Annotated in this window: 24 protein-coding genes; 14 read left to right on the top strand and 10 right to left on the bottom strand. The window is 72.6% G+C overall.

What is annotated here, in order from left to right:
• Positions 1-57: 57 nt before the first annotated feature.
• From PIR53_03675 to PIR53_03660, 4 genes are read left to right on the top strand one after another with little or no spacing between them, the layout of a single operon-like run.
• Entirely contained in the window at positions 58-1,149 is a 1,092-nt protein-coding gene (locus PIR53_03675; protein ID WZH53100.1) for a metal ABC transporter substrate-binding protein, read from the top strand.
• On the top strand, positions 1,146-2,072 hold the full coding sequence (locus tag PIR53_03670; protein ID WZH53099.1) for an ABC transporter ATP-binding protein: 927 nt from the start codon (positions 1,146-1,148) through the stop codon (positions 2,070-2,072). Before PIR53_03675 ends, PIR53_03670 begins: the two co-directional genes overlap by 4 nt.
• Entirely contained in the window at positions 2,069-2,914 is an 846-nt protein-coding gene (locus tag PIR53_03665; protein WZH53098.1) for a metal ABC transporter permease, read from the top strand. The genes PIR53_03670 and PIR53_03665 overlap by 4 nt, the downstream gene beginning before the upstream one ends.
• Complete coding sequence (locus PIR53_03660) at positions 2,911-3,327, top strand: Fur family transcriptional regulator (GenBank protein WZH53097.1); 417 nt, start codon at positions 2,911-2,913, stop codon at positions 3,325-3,327. The genes PIR53_03665 and PIR53_03660 overlap by 4 nt, the downstream gene beginning before the upstream one ends.
• Before the next feature lie 35 nt (positions 3,328-3,362).
• Here the strand turns inward: PIR53_03660 and PIR53_03655 are convergent, their stop codons facing one another.
• Entirely contained in the window at positions 3,363-4,163 is an 801-nt protein-coding gene (locus tag PIR53_03655; protein ID WZH53096.1) for an isoprenyl transferase, read from the bottom strand.
• A 13-nt stretch (positions 4,164-4,176) separates the two neighbouring features.
• Here PIR53_03655 and PIR53_03650 point away from each other — a divergent pair, with 13 nt between their 5' ends.
• Entirely contained in the window at positions 4,177-4,689 is a 513-nt protein-coding gene (locus PIR53_03650; protein WZH53095.1) for a MarR family transcriptional regulator, read from the top strand.
• 3 nt (positions 4,690-4,692) lie between these two features.
• On the opposite strand, the gene recO is transcribed toward PIR53_03650, so the two are convergent.
• Entirely contained in the window at positions 4,693-5,454 is a 762-nt protein-coding gene (recO, locus tag PIR53_03645) for a DNA repair protein RecO (protein ID WZH53094.1), read from the bottom strand.
• Between the two features lie 52 nt (positions 5,455-5,506).
• On the opposite strand from recO, the gene PIR53_03640 reads away from it, so the two are divergent.
• The 3 genes from PIR53_03640 to PIR53_03630 are packed head-to-tail and all read left to right on the top strand — an operon-like array spanning position 5,507 to position 8,962.
• Entirely contained in the window at positions 5,507-6,265 is a 759-nt protein-coding gene (locus PIR53_03640) for an ion transporter (GenBank protein ID WZH53093.1), read from the top strand.
• A 49-nt stretch (positions 6,266-6,314) separates the two neighbouring features.
• Positions 6,315-7,859 (top strand): hypothetical protein, encoded by a 1,545-nt coding sequence (locus tag PIR53_03635; GenBank protein WZH53092.1) that lies wholly within the window; start codon positions 6,315-6,317, stop codon positions 7,857-7,859.
• The gene (locus tag PIR53_03630) at positions 7,859-8,962 is read left to right on the top strand and encodes a phosphatase PAP2 family protein (GenBank protein ID WZH53091.1); all 1,104 of its coding nucleotides are present in this window, start codon (positions 7,859-7,861) and stop codon (positions 8,960-8,962) included. The genes PIR53_03635 and PIR53_03630 overlap by 1 nt, the downstream gene beginning before the upstream one ends.
• Here PIR53_03630 and leuA read toward each other — a convergent pair.
• Positions 8,949-10,652, bottom strand: coding sequence for a 2-isopropylmalate synthase (gene leuA, locus PIR53_03625; GenBank protein ID WZH53090.1), 1,704 nt, complete (start codon positions 10,650-10,652; stop codon positions 8,949-8,951). The genes PIR53_03630 and leuA overlap by 14 nt on opposite strands.
• Positions 10,653-10,807: 155 nt before the next feature.
• Positions 10,808-11,017 (bottom strand): hypothetical protein, encoded by a 210-nt coding sequence (locus PIR53_03620; GenBank protein ID WZH53089.1) that lies wholly within the window; start codon positions 11,015-11,017, stop codon positions 10,808-10,810.
• A 53-nt stretch (positions 11,018-11,070) separates the two neighbouring features.
• Here PIR53_03620 and PIR53_03615 point away from each other — a divergent pair, with 53 nt between their 5' ends.
• The 6 genes from PIR53_03615 (at position 11,071) to PIR53_03590 (ending at position 15,707) form a co-directional block, all read left to right on the top strand.
• On the top strand, positions 11,071-11,307 hold the full coding sequence (locus PIR53_03615; protein ID WZH53088.1) for a hypothetical protein: 237 nt from the start codon (positions 11,071-11,073) through the stop codon (positions 11,305-11,307).
• Complete coding sequence (locus PIR53_03610) at positions 11,304-11,750, top strand: hypothetical protein (protein ID WZH53087.1); 447 nt, start codon at positions 11,304-11,306, stop codon at positions 11,748-11,750. Before PIR53_03615 ends, PIR53_03610 begins: the two co-directional genes overlap by 4 nt.
• 206 nt (positions 11,751-11,956) lie before the next feature.
• Entirely contained in the window at positions 11,957-13,465 is a 1,509-nt protein-coding gene (locus tag PIR53_03605; protein WZH53086.1) for a DUF222 domain-containing protein, read from the top strand.
• Positions 13,466-13,490: 25 nt separating this feature from the next.
• Positions 13,491-14,000 (top strand): flavodoxin family protein, encoded by a 510-nt coding sequence (locus tag PIR53_03600; protein ID WZH53085.1) that lies wholly within the window; start codon positions 13,491-13,493, stop codon positions 13,998-14,000.
• A gap of 43 nt (positions 14,001-14,043) precedes the next feature.
• A complete protein-coding gene (locus PIR53_03595; protein WZH53084.1) occupies positions 14,044-14,859 on the top strand; it encodes a septum formation family protein in 816 nt (271 codons plus the stop codon).
• Positions 14,856-15,707 carry a septum formation family protein gene (locus PIR53_03590; protein WZH53083.1) on the top strand — a complete coding sequence of 284 codons (852 nt, stop codon included), beginning with the start codon at positions 14,856-14,858 and terminating at the stop codon, positions 15,705-15,707. Before PIR53_03595 ends, PIR53_03590 begins: the two co-directional genes overlap by 4 nt.
• 25 nt (positions 15,708-15,732) lie before the next feature.
• Here PIR53_03590 and era read toward each other — a convergent pair whose 3' ends face one another.
• The 6 genes from era to PIR53_03560 all read right to left on the bottom strand — a co-directional run bounded on the left by era (position 15,733) and on the right by PIR53_03560 (position 21,966).
• Complete coding sequence (gene era, locus PIR53_03585; protein ID WZH53082.1) at positions 15,733-16,668, bottom strand: GTPase Era; 936 nt, start codon at positions 16,666-16,668, stop codon at positions 15,733-15,735.
• Entirely contained in the window at positions 16,665-17,492 is an 828-nt protein-coding gene (locus PIR53_03580) for a siderophore-interacting protein (protein ID WZH53081.1), read from the bottom strand. Before PIR53_03580 ends, era begins: the two co-directional genes overlap by 4 nt.
• A 14-nt stretch (positions 17,493-17,506) precedes the next feature.
• Positions 17,507-18,796, bottom strand: coding sequence for a class I SAM-dependent methyltransferase (locus PIR53_03575; GenBank protein WZH53080.1), 1,290 nt, complete (start codon positions 18,794-18,796; stop codon positions 17,507-17,509).
• On the bottom strand, positions 18,793-20,196 hold the full coding sequence (locus tag PIR53_03570; GenBank protein ID WZH53079.1) for an FAD-binding oxidoreductase: 1,404 nt from the start codon (positions 20,194-20,196) through the stop codon (positions 18,793-18,795). Before PIR53_03570 ends, PIR53_03575 begins: the two co-directional genes overlap by 4 nt.
• A 103-nt stretch (positions 20,197-20,299) precedes the next feature.
• Complete coding sequence (locus tag PIR53_03565) at positions 20,300-20,674, bottom strand: cytidine deaminase (protein WZH53078.1); 375 nt, start codon at positions 20,672-20,674, stop codon at positions 20,300-20,302.
• Positions 20,671-21,966 (bottom strand): hemolysin family protein, encoded by a 1,296-nt coding sequence (locus tag PIR53_03560; GenBank protein WZH53077.1) that lies wholly within the window; start codon positions 21,964-21,966, stop codon positions 20,671-20,673. The genes PIR53_03565 and PIR53_03560 overlap by 4 nt, the downstream gene beginning before the upstream one ends.
• Positions 21,967-21,974 lie beyond the last annotated feature (8 nt).

Here is a 21,974-nt window from a genome sequence, read left to right as displayed (position 1 = left end):
GACGTCACAGCGGTCGCGAGTTGACAAGCGTTCTCATCGATCTTGAGAATCGCTCTCATGGCTATCCGACGCTCCCCCCTCCTCCGACGCTCCCTCGGCGCGGCCGTCGCCCTCCCGCTGCTGCTCAGCGGCTGCGGCGCCCTCGGGCTGAGCGAGGACAGCGGCGACAGCGGCGCGAGCGCCTCGGGGGACATCGGGACCGTCGTGACGGCGTTCTACCCCCTGACCTGGATCACGCAGCAGGTGGCGGGCGACGACGTCGAGGTCGTCAACCTCGTCGAGCCCGGCGGCGAGCCGCACGACCTCGAGCTGAGCGTCGCCCAGACCGGCGAGGTCGCCGACGCGGGCCTCGTGGTCTACCTGTCGGAGTTCCAGCCGTCGGTCGACGCGGCCGTCGAGCAGTCCGCGGGCGACCGCAGCCTCGACCTCGCCTCGGCCGTCGACCTGCTGCTGCCCTCCGAGGAGGAGCACGACCACGGGGACGAGGAGCACGCGGACGACGCGCACGGGGACGAGGAGCACGCGCACGCCGACGACGAGCACGCGCACGACGACCACGCCGAGGAGAGCCACGCCGAGGAGAGCCACACCGAGGAGAGCCACACCGAGGGCGAGCACGACCACGACCACGGCGACACCGACCCCCACTTCTGGCTCGACCCGCTGCGCCTGGCCGACGCGGGCGACGCCGTCGCAGGGCGCCTCGCCGAGATCGACCCGGACAACGCCGGGACCTACGAGGACAACGCGGCCGCCGTGCGCGCCGAGCTCGAGGCGCTCGACCAGGAGTACGCCGAGGGCCTGGCCTCCTGCGAGCGCGACGTCGTCGTCGTGAACCACGACGCGTTCGGCTACCTGGACCGCTACGGCCTCGACTTCCACTCGATCACCGGCATCACGCCCGACGCCGAGCCCACGCCGGCGGTGCTGGCGGAGCTGCAGGAGCTCATCGCGTCGGACGGCATCACGACCGTCTTCGCGGAGCGGCTCGCGTCGACCCACGACGCCGACGCCCTGGCCGCCGACACCGGGCTGGAGGTGGCGGTGCTCGACCCGATCGAGGGTCTCACCGACCAGACGGCCGACGAGGACTACCTTTCCCTCATGCGCAGCAACCTCGAGGCACTGGTGGAGGCGAACGGCTGTTGAGCCAGGCTCCGCCCGTCGTGGCCACCGACTCGATCACGGTCGAGCTCGGTGGCCGCGCCGTTCTCCACGACGTCTCCGTCAGCGTCGACGCCGGCGAGTTCGTGGCCCTGATGGGTCCGAACGGGTCGGGCAAGTCGACGCTCGTGCGCGCCATGACGGGCCTGCTGCCCGCCGCCTCCGGGACGGTGCGCCTGTTCGGCACCGAGGTGGACCGGTTCCGGGACCGCAGCCGCCTGGGCTACGTGCCGCAGCGAGCGGGCGCGTCCAGCGGCGTACCGGCGTCGGTGGCCGAGGTCGTGACCTCCGGGCGCATCTCGCGCCGCGGGCTGCTCCGGCCGGCGCGCCAGGCCGACCGGCGCGCCGTGCAGGAGGCGCTCGAGGTGGTCGGGCTGGCCGACCGGGCCCGCGACACGGTGACCGCCCTCTCCGGCGGCCAGCAGCAGCGGGTGCTCATCGCCCGCGCGCTCGCCGCGGAACCGGACGTCTTCTTCCTCGACGAGCCCATGGCGGGCGTGGACCTCCCCAACCAGCGGGCGCTGGCCGACGCCCTCGGCCTGCTCTCGCAGCGGGGCGCGACCATCGTGCTCGTCGTGCACGAGATCGGCGCCGTCGGCGACCTCATCGACCGGTGCATCGTCATGCGCGACGGACGGGTGGCCTACGACGGGCTGCCGCTGACGGAGCTGCAGGTGCACGCGGCCCACCTGCCCGGTCACCTGCCCGGTCACCTGCCCGGCATCCCGCTCGCCGTCGAGGAGCACCTCCCCCACGGCGCCGAGCACGACCAGCACGCCCACCACCCCGGCGACGAGCACGCCCACGAGCGCGCGCCCCACGACTGCCCGCCGGGGCACTCCGACGTCGCGCCGGGAGTGGTCGGACCGCTCGACGGCGGCGACGGGGACCGGGGGGCGCGACGGTGATCGACCTCCTCGGCTACGAGTTCATGCAGCGTGCCCTCATCGCCGCGATCGCCACCGGCATCGCCGCGCCGGTGATCGGCACCTACCTCGTGCAGCGCCGCCTCTCCCTCATGGGCGACGGGATCGGCCACGTCGCCGTGACCGGCGTCGCCATCGGGCTCCTCACGGGGTGGTCGCCGACCTGGACCGCGGTGCTCGTGGCCGCGCTGGGTGCCCTGCTGCTGGAGGTGATCCGCGAGCGGGGGCACACCTCGGGGGACCTGGCCCTGGCCCTGCTGTTCTACGGCGGCCTCGCCGCCGGCGTCATGATCACGGGCATCGCGGGGCAGAACGCGGCGCGGCTGCAGCAGTACCTCTTCGGCTCCCTCACCACGATCTCGGTCGCGGACGTGTGGTTCACGATGGGGCTCGCCGCAGCGGTCGTCCTCCTCGGCCTCGGGTTGAGCCCGCAGCTCTTCGCCGTCGCGCAGGACCGGGACTTCGCGGTGGTGGCCGGCCTGCGGGTGCGGGCCTACAACATGCTCATCGCCGTGCTGGCGGCCGTCACGGTGACCGTCGCCATGCGCACCGTGGGGCTGCTCCTCGTCTCGGCGCTCATGGTGGTGCCGGTGGCGGCGAGCCAGCAGGTGGCCCGCTCCTTCCGGGGCACGTTGCTCATCGCCATGCTCGTCGGCCTCGTCGCGGGCGTGGGCGGTCTGCTGGTCTCGGCGGAGCTCTCGTTCCACGCGACGGTGGCCCCCGGCCCCGCGATCGTGCTCCTCGCGCTCGCCATGTTCGTGCTGGCCTGGCCGCTCGGGGCCTGGCTGCGACGGCGTGAGCGCGGGCGTAGGTTGTCCGCATGACCGACTCGACCGCCCGCGTGTCGCCCGGGGTGCCCGGCACCCGTCCGACCCGCCAGCGCCGCGCCGTCAGCGAGGTGCTCTCCTCGTTCGAGGACTTCCGCTCCGCGCAGGAGATCCACACGCTCCTCGGTCAGCGGGGCGAGTCGGTCGGTCTGGCGACGGTCTACCGCACGCTCCAGCTCCTCGCCGACGCCGGCGAGGTGGACGTGCTGCGCAGCGAGGAGGGCGAGGCGATCTACCGCCGCTGCTCCGCCACGCACCACCACCACCTCGTGTGCCGCTCCTGCGGGGCCACGGTGGAGGTCGAGGGCCCGGCGGTCGAGCGGTGGACGGCCGGCATCGCCGCCGAGCACGGCTTCACCGACATCAGCCACACGCTGGAGATCTTCGGCACCTGTCCCGCCTGCTCCTGAGCGGAACCGCCTCCCCGGCCGGTACGACGCGGGGCTCAGGCGCTCCCGAAGCGGCGGTCGCGCCGCGCGTAGACCTCGATGGCCTCCCACAGGTGCCGCCGGTCGACGTCGGGCCAGAGCACGTCGGTGAACACCATCTCGGCGTACGCCGCCTGCCACAGCACGAAGTTCGAGAGCCGCTGCTCCCCCGAGCTGCGCCACACGAGGTCGGCGTCGGGCAGCTCGGGCACGTAGAGGTGCCGGGCCAGGGTGCGCTCGTCGACCTTGTCGGCCTTGAGGCGGCCGGCCGCGACCTCCTGCGCGATGGAACGGGCGGCGTCGGCCAGCTCGGCCCGACCGCCGTAGTTGACGCACATCGTCAGGGTCAGCACGTCGTTGTCGCGGGTCAGCTCCTCGGCGACCTGCAGCTCCTTGATGACGGAGCGCCACAGGCGCGGCGCCCGGCCCGCCCAGCGCACCCGCACGCCCAGCTCGTGCATCTCGTCGCGACGACGTCGGATGACGTCGCGGTTGAAGCCCATGAGGAACCGCACCTCGTCGGCGGAGCGCGACCAGTTCTCGGTGGAGAACGCGTAGGCCGAGATCGCCTTCACGCCGATCTCGATGGCGCCCTCGACGACGTCGAACAACGAGGACTCCCCCGCCTCGTGGCCGGCCGTGCGGGGGAGGCCGCGCTCCTGCGCCCACCGCCCGTTGCCGTCCATGACCACGGCGACGTGGTGGGGCACGAGCTCCGCCGGGATCGCCGGGGGGCGGGCGCCCGACGGGTGCGGCCGAGGAGCCCGGACGGGCGGTCGCGTGGTCGGGCGGGCAGACGATCGGACGGGGCGGCTCACAGGGGTGCAGCCTATGCTGAACCCGGACGACGCCAAGGTCGCCAGCCAGGCCAGGGACGACGGAGGTGACGTGACGACCGAGGACCAGGCTCCGACGAGCCAGCGGGTGATCGAGCAGCAGCTGCTCACCCTCTACCGGCGCACCAACTCGGTGCACGTGGAGACCTCGCACGGCGACACGGAGCTCGACCGCTCGACGTACGGCATCCTGTGCCTGCTCGACGACACGGGCCCGATGCGGCTGGGAGCGATCGCCGCGACGTACCACCTCAACCCCTCGACGGTCACCCGCCAGGCGCAGGCCGCGGTGCGGCTCGGGCTCGCGGAGAAGCGTCCCGACCCCGACGACGGCCGCGCCGCCCTGCTCGCGCTGACGCCGGAGGGCGAGACCGCGATCCGCCAGGCGCGGGAGCACCGGCGCGCGATGCTGGAGCAGATGATGGCCGACTGGTCGGCCGAGGAGCGGGACGAGCTGGCCCGCTCGCTGCAGCGCTTCAACGCGGCCGTCGACCGCTGGGTGGAGTGAGGCTCAGACCTGCACGCCGCGCGGGCGTCCGCGCTCGACGTACGGCAGGGAGCGCAGGTCGCGCTCGAGGTGCCAAGAGAGGTACGCCGCGACCAGCCCGCTGGCCTCGCGCTCGCAGCGCGGCTCCGTGGTGGTGAGGCGCTCGACCTCGGGCCAGTCGCCCGTCAGCAGCGCGCCGAGGAGCAGGAGCGTCGCAGGCGCCGGCGTGGCGCAGCCCGGGATCCGGCAGGTCACGCACAGCACCCCGCCGGAGGCGTTGCTGAAGTAGCGGTGGGGACCCTCGATGCCGCAGCCCGCGCAGTGCTCGAACGTGGGCGCATAGCCGGCCACCGCGAGCGAGCGCAGCAGGTAGGAGTCCAGCACGTGCCCGGGTGCCCGCTGGCCCGTCGCCATCGCCCGGAGGCCCCCGACGAGCAGCAGGAACTGCTGGACGGCCGGCTCCTTCTCCTCCATCACGAAGCGCTCGGCCGTCTCGAGCATGACCGTGCCGGCGGTGTAGCGGTCGTAGTCGAGCCCCATGCCGGCCCCGAACGGCGTCAGCGTCTCCGCCTGCGTGATGGTGTCGAGGTTGCGGCCGTCGGCCAGCTGCAGGTCGACGTGGGTGAACGGCTCGAGGCGCGAGCCCCACCGCGACGTCGTGCGCCGCACGCCCCGCGCCACCGCACGGACCCGGCCGTGGTGGCGGGTCAGGAGGGTGACGATCCGGTCGGCCTCGCCCAGCTTGTGGGTGCGGAGCACGACGGCCTCGTCGCGGTAGAGGGGCACCCGACCATTGTGCCTCGTCGCGCCCCATGGGCCGTGCAGGACACTGGTGCCCATGTCGTCGCCCACGCCGCCGCTGAGCGCCTACCCCACCAAGCCCCCGCGGCGCTTCGTCGAGTGGGCGATGCTGCTGCTCGCGGTCGTCTCGGTGGTCCTCCTGCTGTGGGTGACGATCTGGGACGTCGACGACCGCACCGAGACGTGGGTCTTCCGCATCGACACCGCCATCTGCGGCATCTTCGCGATCGAGTTCGGCATCCGGTGGTACCGCGACCGCGGGGGCTGGAAGTACCCGTTCCGCTACTGGTACGAGGTGCTCGGCATGATCCCCCTCGCCCACCCGGAGCTGCGGGCGTTCCGACTGATCCGGATCGTCGTCATCCTCGCCCGGCTCGGCCGCGCCACCGACCGGGCCCTGGGCGACCGCATCACCGCCGCGATCCTGGAGCACTTCATCGACACGATCGTGCGCATCGTGAAGCTTCCCCTGACCATCGCGGTGGTCGACGAGGTGATCGCCGTGCTGAAGACGGGGCACTACACCGCCAACATCGCGCGTGCCGTCGGGGAGCGCGAGGAGGAGCTGAAGGCGACGATCCTCGAGAAGGTCAAGCAGGACCCGGTGACCGGTCGGCTGCGCTACGTGCCCTTCCACGACGACGTCGTCGACCTCGTCGCCGACACGACGTTCCGGATCATCTTCGAGGTGCTGGCCGACCCCCGCACCGACGCCATGGTGACCGGCATCATCGAGGAGAACACCGACCAGATCCGGGCAGCCGTCGAGGCCAGGGACCACGAGCGCCACACCTGAGCCGACCCGATCCCCCACCGACGGGTGGTCGTCGGGGAGTATGTCCCGCGTGAACGCAGCACGGGGGCTCGGCGACACGAGCGTGAACGCACGCCGCACGACTCTCGCGGTCGTCGCGCTCGCGCTGCTGGGCGTCGCGCTGCGGCTGCCGTTCCTCGGCGTCCCGCCCGGCCCGGACGAGTCCGGGTTCTTCATCATCGGGCAGCAGTGGCGCGACGGCTCGTCGCTCTACGGCGACTACTGGGTCGACCGTCCCCCGCTCCTCGTCACCCTCTTCTGGCTCGTCCCCTCCATCACGTGGTTGCGCGTCGTGGGCTGCCTCGCCGTCGCCGCCGTCGTGCTCCTCGTCGCCCTCGCGGCGTACGTGGCCCGCGGCTCCCGTGCGGCCGTGGCGGCCGCCGCCACCGCGGCCCTGCTGAGCGCCGCCCCGTGGCTGGGCGTCGTGCGCGTCAACGGCGAGCTGCTCGCGTCCCCGTTCGTGGCGGGCGCGATGGTCCTCACCGTGCTGATGCTCCGCGACACCGCGCGCCGGCCGCACCTGCTGGCGCTGGGCGCCGGCGCCGCCAGCGCCGCGGCCTTCGGGGTGAAGCAGTCCAGCGTCGACGGGTTCGTCTTCGGCACGGTGGCGCTCGCGGTGCTCGCACTGACGCGTCCCGAGCGGCGCCGCCAGGCGCTCACGCTCCTCGTCGCCGCCGTCGGCGGTGCCCTGGCGCTGGCTGCGCTGCTCGTCGCCTGGGGTGCGACGCGCGGCACGGACCCCGTCGGGCTCTTCCACGCGGTCGTCACCTTCCGGGCCGACGCGGGCGAGGTCATCCGGGAGTCCGCATCGTCGGCGACGACCGACCGGCTGCGCGAGATGGTGCTGGCCTGGCTCGTGAGCGGGCTCGCGCTGCTCACCGTCGTCGGGCTCGCCCTCGGGGTCCGCCACCGACGGGACCCCACGGTCGTGGCCACGCTGGCGACCCTGCTGGCCGGCTCCGCGGTCGCCCTGCTGGGCGGCAGCTACTGGCTGCACTACCTCGCCCAGCTCATCCCGGCGGCGGCGCTCACCGCGGCGTGGCTCGTCGGGGCCGCCGAGGGATCTCCCGACCGCGCTCCGGGCGGCGCTTCAGGCAGCGCTCCCGGCCGCACGCGCCGTCTCGCCGTGGTGCTGGTCGCGGTATGGCTGCCGGTCGCGACCGCGGTCTCGCTCGCCGACGAGCTGTCCCACCCGATCGACGACGGACCCGCCGAGGCCACGGGGGCCTTCATCCGCGAGGCCGCCGAACCGGGCGACACGGTCGTGGTGGCCTACGGCCAGCCCAACGTCGTGCTCGACTCGGGCCTCACCGCGCCGTACGAGCACCTCTGGAGCCTGCCGATCCGCGTGCTCGACCCGGAGCTCGCCGACCTGACGGCGCTCGTGGAGAGCCCCGACCGCCCGACGTGGATCGTGCAGTGGGGCAAGGACGGCTTCGCCACCTGGGCGGTGCGCACGGAGGCGTTCAGCGACGCCGTGCACGAGCACTACCGGGAGGCGGGTGTCGTCTGCGGCCGCACCGTGTGGCTCCGCGACGACGCCGACCGCGCCCTCCCCGCTCCCGAGGCCTGCTGATGACCGCGGGGGCGGAGGCCGACACCGAGCGGGACGGCTCCGGCTCGGAGGGTTCCACCGACGCGGTCGGCGAGGTGGTCACTGCCCTAGCGACGATCCCCCGGTGGTGGCGTCCCGCCGCCCTGTCGGTCTACGCCGTCGCCCTCGTCGTCTGGATCGTCGAGGCGGGGATGCCCAAGGACCCGTTCGTCATGTTCGCGATCCTGTGGCTGGCGAGCGTCGCGTGGTACGCCGGACATCCGTGGCGCCAGCACGCCCAGTTCTTCAAGGACTGGTGGCCGGCGTTCGCGGCGCTGGTGCTCTACATGTACAGCCGTGGCCTCTCCGACGAGCTCATCGGCATGCCCGTGCACTGGGTGATGCCGATCGAGGTGGACCGCTGGATGTTCGGCGGCCACCTGCCCACGGAGGTGCTGCAGGAGCGGCTGTGCGGCGACCCGTGCCGGTCCGCCAGCGACCCGCGCTGGTTCGACCTGGTCTTCACGAGCGTCTACAACACCCATTTCGTCCTGGGCCTGGGGCTGGCGCTGGTGCTCTACCTGCGCAACCGCCGGGAGTGGATCAGCTGGCTGACGCGGTACGTCGCGATCAACGTCACCGGCCTCGTGGTCTACGTCTTCTACCCGATGGCCCCGCCGTGGCTGGCCGCCCAGGAGGGGTACCTCGACCCGGTGGCCCGGCTCACCGGCCGCGGCTGGCGCGACATCGGTCTCGGCGGTTTCCACCACGCCCTCGCGGCCGTGGGGAACCCCGTCGCGGCGATGCCGTCGCTGCACGCCGGTGTCGCGATGCTGGTGACGATCTACGCCGTCAGCCGGCTTCGCGGGCGGCGTTGGCGCTGGGTGCTGATGCTCTATCCCCTGACGATGGCGTTCGCGCTCGTCTACTACGGGGAGCACTACGTCATCGACGCGATCGCCGGCTGGGCGCTGGCCCTCGTCGTGCACGTCGGGGTGACGCTCTGGGAGCGGCGCTACTTCGCGCGGCACCCCGTGACGACCCGCTCGGGGGCCCTGCTGTCGCTGCCCCCGCCGGGCCTCGGAGACCCGACGGGGACGGCGGGGACAGCGGACGAGCTGCCCGGACCCGTCAGGCGCGGTTGACCGCGGAGACGATCGCCTTCATCGAGGCGCGCACGATGTTGGGGTCGATCCCGACGCCCCACAGCACCTGACCGCCGACCGCGCACTCGACGTACGCCGCGGCCTGCGCGTCGCCGCCGGCCGAGAGCGCGTGCTCGGCGTAGTCCAGGACGCGCACGTCGTGGCCGAGGCTGTTGACGGCGTCCACGAACGCGGCGATCGGCCCGTTGCCGCGGCCCTCGATCGTCCGCTGCTCGCCCTCGACGTACACGTTGACCGAGAGCACGTCCTGGTCGCCGGAGGTCGACGAGGAGTGCACCGAGTTCAGCTGCAGGGGCGCGGTGCGGTGGAGGTACTCGCCCGAGAAGATCTCCCAGATGACCTCGGGGGTGGCCTCGCCACCCTCGGCGTCGGTGCGCTCCTGGATGACGCGGCTGAACTCGATCTGCGCGCGACGCGGCAGGTCGAGCTTGTGCTCGGCCTTGAGGATGTAGGCCACACCGCCCTTGCCGGACTGGCTGTTGACCCGGATCACGGCCTCGTAGCTGCGGCCGACGTCCTTCGGGTCGATCGGCAGGTACGGCGCCTCCCACGGCAGCTCGCCGACCGGCTTGCCGGCCTCCTCCGCCTGGCGCTCCAGGTCCTCGAGGCCCTTCTTGATGGCGTCCTGGTGGGAGCCGGAGAAGGCCGTGTAGACCAGGTCGCCCGCGTAGGGGTGGCGCGGGTGGACGGGCAGCTGCGTGCAGTACTCGACCGTGCGGCGCACCTCGTCGATGTCGGAGAAGTCGATCATCGGGTCGATGCCCTGGCTGAACAGGTTCATGCACAGCGTCACCAGGTCGACGTTGCCGGTGCGCTCGCCGTGGCCGAACAGGCAGCCCTCGACGCGGTCGGCGCCGGCCATGACGCCCAGCTCGGAGGCCGCCACGGCGGTGCCGCGGTCGTTGTGCGGGTGCAGGCTGATCGCGGAGTGCTCGCGGCGGGACAGGTTGCGGATGAAGTACTCGATCTGGTCCGCGTAGGTGTTGGGCGTCGACATCTCGACGGTCGCCGGCAGGTTGAGGATGATCTCGCGACCGGCCTCGGGCTGCCAGACGTCGGAGACGCGCTCGCACACCTCCAGCGCGTAGTCGGTGGGCGTCTGCGTGAAGATCTCCGGCGAGTACTGGTAGCCGAAGTCGGTGCCGTCCAGCAGCGACTCGGCGTGCTTCATGACCCACTCGGTGCCGCGGGTCGCGATCGCGATGCACTCGGCCTCGGTGACGCCGAAGACGACGCGGCGGAACAGCGGCGCCGTCGCGTTGTAGAGGTGGACGGTCGCCTTGTCGGCGCCGACCAGGGACGAGACCGTGCGCTCGATCAGGTCCTCGCGGGCCTGGGTCAGCACCGAGATGCGCACGTCGTCGGGGACCAGGTCCTCCTCGATCAGCTGGCGCACGAAGTCGAAGTCGGTCTGGCTGGCCGCCGGGAACCCGACCTCGATCTCCTTGAAGCCCATGCGGACCAGCAGGTCGAACATCGAGCGCTTGCGCGCCGGCGTCATCGGGTCGATCAGGGCCTGGTTGCCGTCACGCAGGTCGGTGGAGAGCCACCGGGGCGCCTGGGTGATCTTCCGGTCGGGCCAGGTGCGGTCGGGCACGGTCACGGGCTCGAAAGCGCGGTATCGGTGCACCGGCATGCCGCTGGGCTGCTGGCTGGGGATGATGGTCATGAGGGTCCTCGCTGTCGCGTCGTGGGGCGGTGCGAGCCGGGCGCAGCACGATCTCCGCAGCGAGGGGGTCCGGCGTCCGCGTCTCCCTGTGGGAGCGGGTCAGACCTCGCTGCGGCAGCGAAGGAGAAGCTGGCGCATCATGACGGTCAGTGACTCTACCACCGGTCGTGGGGCCGCTCCGGCCGGGCGGGGCCGGAGGGACGCCGGAGGGCCCGGACCGCGCCGTACACACCCGCCAGCGCCACGACCGCCGCGACCGGCACGACGGCCCACCACCAGCCGCCCGCGGAGGCGGCGCGGAGGACGAGGGCAAGCATCACCAGGACGAGCACGGCGCCCACGACGACGTCGGTGAAGCGGCTCATGGGTGGAGGGTAGGCGGCCGTTTGCGCGGGGGCGGATCGGGTAGGGCCGCTCCATGGCGGAGGCGGAGCTGGACCCCTGGGTCAGGATCGTGCGGTGGCCCTTCACGGTCATCGTCCCGTTCGTCGTCCTGGGGCTCTGGTTCAACGACTGGTTGACGCGGGCCGACCCACGGACGGGGTGGCTGATGATCGGCGAGCGCCTGATCCCCCTCACCGACCCGACGCGGGGCCGGGGCGTGCCGTTCCCGTGGGAGGACCCGGCCCAGCTGCCCGAGAGCTGGCGCTCGTGAGCAAGCCGCGGTGGGAGCGTCGGCGCGACCGGTGGCGCCTCCTGTTCGTGGCGGTCTGGCCGACGATCATGGTGCTCGGGTTCGTGCTGGACGTGCCGACCGCGGAGCTGGTGGTCGGTCTCGTGACGTCCGGGCTCGCGGGGTGCTTCGCGGGGTTCATGGTGTTCAGCGAGGGCGGGCGACGGCGGCTCGACCGCGAGCGCTACTACCCGGAGATCCTGACCGTGCGGAACTTCCTGGGGCCGGGGCTGGTCTCGACGCTCGCCTACGTGACGATCACGACCGCTGCTGAGGAGCTGCACGTGACGCGATGGACGTCGATCGCCGTCGGTGCGCCGGCCTTTGCGCTCTTGTACGGCTTTGGCGTGCGGTTGATCGCGCGCGGCGAACGCGAGCGGCAGGAGGCCATCGTCTCCAACAGCGAGTTCCGCGACCGCACCTGAGCGCGCCGAGTTGGCTTGTACGGCGCGGCGTGGGCGTCGAGTTGGGTCGAACGGCTGCGGCGTGGGCGTCGAGTTGGGTCGAACGGCCGCGGCGGGGGCGTCGAGTTGGGTCGAACGGCGGCCGTGCCCGGGGTTGTCCACAGCTCGTACGGCGGCTTGTCCGGTGTCGTTCAGAACTGTCGGTGGTGTCGGGTTGAGTGGTGGCCATGACGGGGGTCGGTTCAACGGGCGACGCCGATGGCTTCGGGCCACCGGTGCCGGAGCCCCCTGCCGAGTTCCTGCTCGACGAGCCGGAGCCGGACTGGTTGGAGCACGCGTTCGCCACGGGTGAGTGGCCTGCGGAGGCGACGCGCGGATGCCGGATCGTCTCGCGCGGCGAGAGCCAGTACGACGCGCCCGAGCCGGCCGCGGAGCCGGAGCCTGGGTGGGTGGTGCCAGGCGTCGCCTCGAGTCCCGGTGCCGGTCCGGTCGACATGGGGCATCCGGTCCTGGAGGCAATCCGGGTGGCCACGGCCGTGCTCGCCGCGGACGGCCGCACCGGGCTCAGGTGGTTGAGTGCACCGCAGACCGGGATCGCGCTGGTCGACGCGCACCGCCTCGTCGCCCGCGCGTCGGCGCTGGTGGCCGTGTTGGTGCAGCACGCCGAGGCGGTCGAGCTCCACCAGACGAACGGCGCCTCCACGTCGGCGGTGTGGCTGGCCAACGCGACGGCCACGACCCGGCGCGACGCCTACCGTCTGGCCCGCATCGGTGACGCTCTGGCTGGTCGGTGCGACACACACCTGGCACCGGCCTGCGAGGCCGGAGCGGTCAACACCGAACAGGCCGACGTCATCGTTAAGGCCCTCGACGCACTCCCCGACGAACTACCAGACCAGCTACGGCTGCAGGCGGAAGAGACGCTCGTCGGGTTCGCCTCCGACCACGACGCCCGCGCCCTCCGCGCGCTCGGGAAGAAGATCCTCACCGTCATCGCCCCCGACATCGGCGAAGCCCACGAGGCCGCGCTGCTCGAACGCGAGGAACGCGAGGCACGCTCGGCGTCACGGTTGTCGATGGTTTCCGACGGACACGGCAAGGTCCACGGACGCTTCACCCTGCCCGAGCTCCACGGCGCCATGCTCCGCAAAGCCCTCGACGCCTACGCAGCACCGAAGCACCTCAACACCAACGACGACCCCGACCAGCGATTCATCGCCGGCCGTCCGACGCCGGAGCGCTACGGACGGGCCTTTCAGCAGCTGCTGGAGATGCTCGACCAGAAAGACCTCCCGGCTACGGGCGGGATGGGTGCGACCGTCGTCGTGACGATGACCCTGGAGTCGCTCCTCGGCGGTCTCGCATCGGCCTCCCTCGACACCGGCGGCCAGATCAGCGCCGGCGAAGCCCGACGCCTCGCCTGCGAAGCCGGCATCATCCCCGCCGTCCTCGGCACCAAATCCGAAGTCCTCGACCTCGGCCGCACCGCCCGCTTCCACACCAAGGCCATGCGCACCGCCCTGGCCATCCGCGACAAGGGCTGCGTCGCCGAAGGCTGCACGAGACCACCCCACCAGACCCACGCCCACCACCTCACCCCATGGGCCAACGGCGGCCACACCAACACCCGCGACGGCTGCCTCCTCTGCGACCAGCACCACCACCAGATCCACGACCCGCTCTACCTCGTCGAACGACTCGGCACCGGCAAGCTCCGCTTCACCCGCCGCGAGTGAGACAGGTCGGCGCTACGTTCGACTCATGTCCACGCTGCTCGTCGTCCACCACTCCCCCACCGGCTCCGTACGAGCGCTCACCGACGCGGTCCTCGCGGGTGCGGGTGACGACGCGCTCGAGGGCGTCGCGGTGCGGGAGGTGCCCGCGTTGGAGGCGACGGCCGCCGACGTCCTGGGCGCTGACGGCATCGTGCTGGGCACGAGCGCCAACTTCGGCTACATGAGCGGCGCGCTCAAGCACTTCTTCGACAGCACGTTCCTCGAGATCGGAGGTTCCCTCGACGCGGGCGGCTCCGCCGGGCCCAGCACGAGCACCGACGGCACCCGGGGAGGCACCGGCCGCCTGCCCTTCGGCCTCTACGTCCACGGCCGCTACGACACCGAGGGCGCCGTGCGCTCGGTGCTCGCGATCGTCGGCGCACTGCCGTGGCGGCAGTCGGCCGACGTGCTCAGCGTGATCGGCGCCGTGGGCGACCCTGAGGAGGCGGCGGCCTACGAGCTGGGCGGTACGATCGCCGCGCTGACCACCGCCTGAACCGTTCGACCAGACGTCCCGACACCCCGAGGAGTCCCGCACCGTGCCCCTGACCCACCGCCGGGCAGCGAGCGTCGTCGGGATCGCACTGGGTCTCGTGCTGACGGCCTGCTCGGGCAACGGCGACCAGGGCTCCGACGCGGACCCCGACCAGGTCGACGCGGTCGAGACGCCGAAGCTCGGCGCCTGCCGCGACCTCACCCCGGACGACGTCGCGCTGCCGAGCAACGCGACGCGCACGGTCGACTGCAGCGAGCCGCACACCGCCCAGACCTACAAGGTCGGCAACCTCCCCGACGAGTTCGACGACGCCGCCTGGGACAGCCGGGAGCTGGGCGCGTGGGCCTACCGCACCTGCAGCGACGCGTTCGCGCAGTTCCTCGGCGCCGACGAGAGCACCGTCATGCGCGCCCGCGTCACCTGGGCCTGGTTCCGTCCGTCCGAGCAGGCGTGGGAGGAGGGTGCCCGCTGGTACCGCTGCGACATCGTCGGCGGCGGCGAGGCCTCGGAGTCCTACGACGAGCTCCCGGAGACCGCCGAGGGCCTGCTGACCGGGCTGCCCGCCAACGACGACTGGATGACCTGCGCCGACGGCGCCGACGTCGACACCGCACCCCGCGTGGCGTGCTCCGAGCCCCACACCTGGCGGGCGGTCACGACGGTCCAGGTCGGGACGGCCGAGGACGAGTACCCCGGTGACGAGGTCGTGGCGGCCCGCAGCCGCGACTACTGCTCGGAGTCGGTGAGCGCGTGGCTGGGCTACCCCCTCGACTACGACTACGGCTACACGTGGTTCGGCGAGGGCCAGTGGGACGCCGGCAACCGCCGCACCATCTGCTGGGCGAGGACCGACCAGTGACCCGCTCCCCGCGGCGGCGCGCCGCGACCACCGTCGTCGGGGTGGCATTGGCGACCGCACTGGCGACGGCGCTCGCCGGCTGCACCGGCGACAGCGACGACGGGGCCGCGGAGACCCCCTCCACCAGCGCCACCCCGACGGCGACGCCCACGACGGCCGCGCCGGCGGAGCGTCCGGCAGCGGGCGCCTGCTACGACCTCGGCTTCGAGGAGGCGCTCGCCCCGACGGTCACGAGCGAGGCCGTCGACTGCGCTGGCGACCACACCGCGCAGACGTACGCCGTGGGCCAGCTCGCGACGTACGCCGACGGTCACCTCCTCGCCGTCGACGACCCCGCCGTCCAGGCGGACCTGGCGGCGAGCTGCCAGTCGTCGCTGGCGGAGTACGTCGGCGGTGACACCGACACCCTGCGCCTCTCGGTGCTCCGCGCCGTGTGGTTCTCGCCGTCGATCGAGGAGTCGGACGCGGGCGAGGACTGGTACCGCTGCGACGTCATCGCCGTCGTCGACGACGCCACGCTCGGCACGCTGCCGCCGACGATGGAAGGGGCGCTCGCCGGGGACGGGCTCGCCAGCCTGGGCCTGTGCGGCACGGCCGCCCCCGGCGCCGACGGATTCCGCCGGATCGCCTGCGGCCTCGAGCACTCGTGGCGCGCCATCGACGTCGTGGACCTGGGCTCGTCGTACCCGGGCGAGGACGCTGCGTCGTCGGCCGGCTCGGCGCAGTGCCAGGCCGCCGCGGGCGAGCTGGCCGCGGACGTGCTCGACTACGAGTGGGGCTACGAGTGGCCCACCCAGGAGCAGTGGGACGCCGGCCAGACCTACGGCCTGTGCTGGGCGCCCGCCTGACGGACGCCCGCTGCCGAGGACGGGCTCAGAAGCCCAGACGGCGCAGCTGACGCGGGTCGCGCTGCCAGTCCTTGGCCACCTTGACCCGCAGGTCGAGGTAGACCGGCGTGCCCAGCATCGCCTCGATCTGGCCACGGGCGGCGCTGCCGATCTCGCGGAGCCGCGAGCCCTTGTGGCCGATGATGATGCCCTTCTGCGACTCCCGCTCGACGAAGACGTTGGCGTGCACGTCGAGGAGCGGCTTGTCCTCCGGACGGTCGGGACGCAGCCTCATCTCCTCGACGACGACCGCGATCGAGTGCGGCAGCTCGTCGCGCACGCCCTCGAGCGCGGCCTCGCGCACCAGGTCGGCGACGATCGCCTCCTCGGGCGTGTCGGTGAGCTCGCCGTCGGGGTAGAGCGCCGGGCCCTCGGGGAGCCGGGCGAGCAGGAGGTCGGCGAGCAGGTCGACCTGCTCGCCGCCCGTGGCGGAGACCGGCACGATCTCGGCCCACTCGGTGTCGGTCGCCCGGCCCAGCTCGGCGATGGCGAGCAGGTGCTCGGCGAGCCGCTCGGGCGTCACGAGGTCGGTCTTCGTGGCGACGGCGACCTTGATGGTGCGCCGCACCTTCGTCAGCTCGTTGACGATGAACCGGTCCCCCGGGCCGATCCGCTCGTCGGCCGGGAAGCAGACGGCGACGACGTCGACCTCGGACCAGGTCGACAGCACCAGGTCGTTGAGCCGCTCACCGAGGAGCGTGCGCGGCCGGTGGAGTCCCGGCGTGTCGACGAGCACGAGCTGCCCGTCGGGTCGGTGCACGATCCCGCGCACCACGGTGCGCGTGGTCTGCGGGCGTGAGCTGGTGATCGCGACCTTGGTGCCGACGAGGGCGTTCGTCAGCGTCGACTTCCCCGCGTTGGGCCGGCCGACGAAGCAGGCGAAGCCCGAACGGAAGCTCCCGTCGCCATCCGGTGCGCTCATCGGCTCTCCTCCTGCTCCCGGGCGGCGTCGTAGTCCGCCCAGATCTGGTCGTCGGTCTTTCCTGCGGCCTTGCCGGCCCGGTAGATGGGGCCGGGGTCGACCGCGCGGGGCTGCCGCTTCTGGCCGCCGCCCCGCCAGTAGCCCATCACGTCGTACGCCGTGCTCGGCAGCTTCACGACCCGCATCAGGTGCTTGCGGATGGCGCGCATCTGCGCCGACTCGCCCGCCATCCAGAAGTAGCCGTCGCCCTCGGGCCAGGTGATGCCCTCCACGATGTCCGCGAGGGCGCTCTCGCCCTCGGCGGGCGGAGCGGACCAGGTGACGTCGGTGCCGGCGGGCAGGTACGACGCGAGCAGCGCGGGGTCGTCCGGGACCTCCGCCCAGACCCGCACCGGCAGACCGGGCCGCGTGCGGCGTACCTCCTCGACGGACCGGGCCATGGCCGGCAGCGCCGTGAGGTCGCCGACGAGCAGCAGCCACGCCGCGTCGGGGGCGGGCAGGAACGACGCCTTCGGGTCGGTGATCGTCACCGTCTCCCCGACGCAGTCACGGCGGGCCCACTCGGTGACCAAGCCGACCTCGTGGACGACGATGTCGAGCACCAGCTCCCCGAGGCCGTCACGTGCGGCGGGGTCCCACGAGCGCACCGTGTAGTACCGGCTCTGGAACTGGCCCGGCACGACGAGGCCGACCCACTCGTCGGGCACCCCGGTCGAGCGGAACCGCTCCAGACCGGGGCCGGTGAGCACGAGCCGCACCAGGTGGGGCGTGAGCTGCTCCCGCGACGCGACGACGGCGGTGTGCTGCTCGGCCCGGGTGCTCACCGGCCAACGGTAGGTCAGACGCCGAAGGTGTGGCGCAGCGGGTAGCCGCTGTTCCCCCGCTCGTCGGTGCGCGTCGCCAGCACCTGGTGGAGCTGGATCTCGTTGCGCTCGAACGCGATCCGCGAGCCCGTCATGTAGATGCCCCACACCTTCGCGGTGCCCTCGCCGACCTCGGCGACGGCCTCGTCCCAGTTGCGCTCGAGGTTCTCCGACCAGCCCCGCAGCGTCCGGGCGTAGTGGGTGCGGAAGTTCTCCGTGTGCTGCACCTCGAGGCCGGCGTCCTGCGCCTCCATGACCATGCGCCCCGACCCGGTCAGCTCGCCGTCCGGGAAGACGTAGCGGTCGATGAACGCCCCCGTGCGCGTGGGCAGGTTGTTGGCCCGCGTGATCGAGTGGTTGAGGAGGCGCCCCTCCGGCTTGAGCCGGTCGCGCAGGGTGGCGAAGTACGCCGGGTAGTTGCGCACGCCGATGTGCTCGCTGAGACCGATCGAGCTGACCGCGTCGAAGTCGCTCTCGACGACCTCGCGGTAGTCGAGGTGCCGCACCTCGGCGAGGTCCGACAGCCCGGCCGCGTCGATGGCCTCCTTCGCCCACTGCGCCTGCTGCAGGCTGAGGGTCACGCCGAGGGCCTTGACGCCGTACTCCCTCGCGGCGTGCATGACCATGCCGCCCCAGCCGCAGCCCACGTCGAGCAGGCGCTGGCCGGGCTGCAGGTCGAGCTTGCGGGCGACGAGGTCGAACTTCGCGGTCTGCGCCTCCTCGAGCGTCGCGTCCTCGGTCTCGAACACGGCGCAGGTGTAGGCCATCGACGGGCCGAGCACCAGCTCGTAGAACCGGTTCGACACGTCGTAGTGGTGGTGGATGACCTCGGCGTCCCGCGTCAGCGAGTGCCGCAGGCCCTCGACGGCGCGCCGCCAGCGCGGCAGGTGCTCCTGCGGCGGCACCGGCGGCGGCTTGAGGTGCTGGAGCCCCAGCCCGCGGAGCAGCCGGATCGCCTCGGCGGCGCTCGGCCGTCGGAACGACAGGTTGCTGAGCAGGAGGGTCAGCCCGTCGTACGGGTTCCCCGGGTGGATGCCCGAGATCTGGAGGTCGCCCATCACGTAGGCGCGCGCCATGCCGAGGTCGCCGGGGGCCGTCAGCAGGTAGGACAGGCCGCGCTCGTTGGCCAGGTGCAGGTGGACGTCGGAGTCCTCGGGCCCGGCGGAGGAGCCGTCGTACGCGGTGAAGCGCACCGGCATCCCGTGCTTCATCAGCGTGGTGATCGCCTCGCCGATGGTGATGGAGCCGTTGCTGGTCGTGCTCACTTCCTGCGCACCGCCTTCTCGTAGAGCGTCGACAACCGGTCGTCGGGGTCGTAGGTCTTCTTGACGCGGGCGAGGTTGGCGCCCTCGTAGAGCGCGTCGAAGGTCGCCTCGTCGTAGAACGCCTCCGAGTAGAGGGACTTGTGGCCCTCCAGCTCGTGCACCCGCTGCTCGATGGCCCGGTTGACGGGGGCGTCCGGGGCCTCCGGCCCCACCGCCACGGTGCCCCAGAAGCCGACGTTCACGTAGGTGCGTCCCGGCTCGAGCGGGTAGGTGCCCCACGTGCGTGCCGAGCCCGGCCCCTCGGGCTCCCGCAGGCGCAGCGGGCACAACCACACCGGCCGCATACCGACCTCGCGGTCGAACCACGCGAGGAACTCCGGCAGCCGCTCGACGGGCACCTCGATGTCCTGCACCACCCGCTCGCGCTGCGGCCGCTTCTTGATCCGGTCGAGCTTCGCGATGATCCCGAACCGCGTGTCGAGACCCACCAGGCGGTGGTAGACGTCCGAGCGGCGCTTCGACCGCGGCCAGAGCCGACGGATCCGCGGGTTCTGCAGACCGAAGGCCCCGGAGCACCAGAACCAGTCCGTGTCCCAGCGCCACAGGTAGTCCTCGACCGTCAGCAGGTCGGTCTCGCGCTCCTGGATCGAGCGGTAGTAGACGTCGTCGACGTACGTCGAGGGGCGGTCCCCCGCGCGGGCCGTCTCCGGCGCGTCGGTCCACCGGGCGAGGGTGAGGTAGAGCTCGTCGGGCGAGAAGGCCGTGCCGTCGAGGCCGTCGACGCGCTCGCCGTCCCACTCCCGGGACACGCTGATCGCGGCCGCCGCCTCGGTCAGCGCGGCGGCGTCGGAGAACCGGACGTGGCGGAGCGCGGCGTACGCCGGCACCGGCTCGAGCTCGATCCGCAGCCGCGTCGCGTAGCCGAGCGAGCCGTAGGAGTTGGGGAACGCGTCGAAGAGGTCCCGGTGCTCGTTGGTGGCCGTGGCGGTGACGATCTCGCCGGCACCGGTGAGCACGTCCATCTCGAGCACGCTCTCGTGCGGCAGGCCGTTGCGGAACGACGTCGACTCGATGCCGAGGCCCGTGACCGCGCCGCCGAGGGTGATGGTGCGCAGCTGCGGCACCACGAAGGGGATCAGCCCGTGGCGGAGCGTGACCGCGACCAGGTCCTCGTAGGTGCACATGCCCTGCACGTCCGCCGTCCGCGCCTCCACGTCGACCGAGATCACCCCGGCGAGGCCGCTGACGTCGAGACCGGGGGTCGTCGTCGCGGCCCGCGGCCGGAACAGGTTCGACGTGCGCTTGGCCAGCCTGACGGGCTCCCCGGGCGGGATGGCGGCGTACGACGCGAGCAACGCCCTCGTCGCGGCCTCGTGCGCTGCGGCTCCGACGGTCTCCACCTGGTCGAGGCTAGTGCGAACGAGGCCCCGCCGGGTAGCGACTTTGGTCTCATCCAGTTGCGGAATACAAGCAATTGGTCGGGCAGCGGCCCCGCCGGCCGCCTCAGGAGGTCGTGGTGCCGCGCAGGGCACCGCGCGGGTCCGCGAGGTGCACGGGCACCCCGGCACCCGCGAAGTCGCGCACCACCGCGAGGTCCTGGTCGCCCACGGCCTCCGCCTCCCCCAGCACGACGGCCGCCTCGAGCGACCGGGCACCGGAGGCGATCGCCATCGCGACGCACACGCCGAGCGCGCTGACCTGCAGGGAGGGCAGCGCCACGGTCGCCGCGGCGTACGTGCGGCCGTCCTGGTCGCGCACCGCGGCGCCCTCGGCGGACCGCGCCCGCGCGCGCGTCGCACGCGCCAGCGTCACCAGCTTGCGGTCCTCGGCCCCCGGGGTCGCCTGCGGTTCCTGCTCGGATCCCTGCTCGGTCGTCACGCGCGCTCCTCGTCCTCGTCGTCCTCGTCGGCCAGCCGCGTCACGAGGACGGTGCTGACCTGGTTGCGGCGGCCCTTCGTGCCCTCCGCCCGGAAGCCGAGGCCGTGGGCCTCGACCGTGGAGCCGGGGATGGGCACGAGGCCCAGGTGCTTGGCCATGAGGCCGCCGACGGAGTCGACGTCCTCCTCCTCGATGTCGTAACCCGCGAACAGGTCGTCGAGGTGGTCGATCGGGAAGCGCGACGAGACCCGGTACGACGCGTCGTCGACCCGCTCGACGTCGACCTCGTCGTCGTACTCGTCGGTGATCTCGCCGACCAGCTCCTCCAGCACGTCCTCGATGGTGACGATGCCCGCGGTCCCGCCGTACTCGTCGACGACCACCGCGATGTGCTGGCGCATCGCCTGCATCTCCGCGAGCAGCGCCGCGACGGGCTTGGAGTCGGGCACGAAGTGGGCCGGACGCATGTGGTCCTCGATGCGCTCGGTGATGTCGGCGCCGCCCTCGCGGTCCTCGAAGTCGAGACGGGCGAGGTCCTTCAGGTAGGCGAAGCCGAGCACCTCGTCGAGGTTCTCGCCCACGACCGGCACGCGGGAGTAGCCCGAGCGCAGGAAGAGCGACATCGCCTGCCGCAGGTTGCGGTGGCGCTCGAGGAAGACCACGTCGGGCCGCGGCACCATGACCTCGCGCGTGATCGTGTCGCCAAACTCGAAGACCGAGTGGAGCATCTTGCGCTCGCCGGACTCGATGACCGCGCTGGCCTCGGCCAGGTCGACGAGCTCGCGCAGCTCCGTCTCCGTCGAGAACGGACCCTCGCGGAAGCCCTTGCCCGGGGTGATCGCGTTGCCGACCAGGATCAGCAGCCGGGGCAGCGGGCCCAGCAGCCGCGTGAGGAGCCAGACGGGGAGCGCCGAGCTGAGGGCGACGACCTCCGGGTGCTGGCGGCCCAACGTGCGGGGCGCGACGCCGATGACGACGAAGGAGACCACGAGCATGCCGGCGACGGTCAGCAGGATGCTGCCCCAGAAGCTCTGCACCGCCTCGTCGACGCGCAGCGTCACGAGCACGATCGCGAACACCTCGGCGAAGAGGCGCAGCAGGATCAGGGAGTTGAGGTAGCGGGGCGGGTCGTCGAGCACCCGCAGGAGGTAGCGCGCTCCCCCGCGACCCTCCGCGCGCAGCTCCTCGGCGCGGGCGCGGGAGAAGACCGAGAGGGCCGTGTCGGCCGCGGCGAGCAGACCGGCCACGACGACCAGGCCCGCGGCGGCCACGACCACCCAGACGTCATCCATGGACGACG

The sequence above is a fragment of the Nocardioides alkalitolerans genome (genome assembly GCA_038184435.1).
GTDB classification, from domain to species: Bacteria; Actinomycetota; Actinomycetes; order Propionibacteriales; family Nocardioidaceae; genus Nocardioides; species Nocardioides alkalitolerans_A.
The sequence above is the reverse complement of the archived record's forward strand: the minus strand, read 5'-3'. Positions and strand labels throughout refer to the sequence as shown.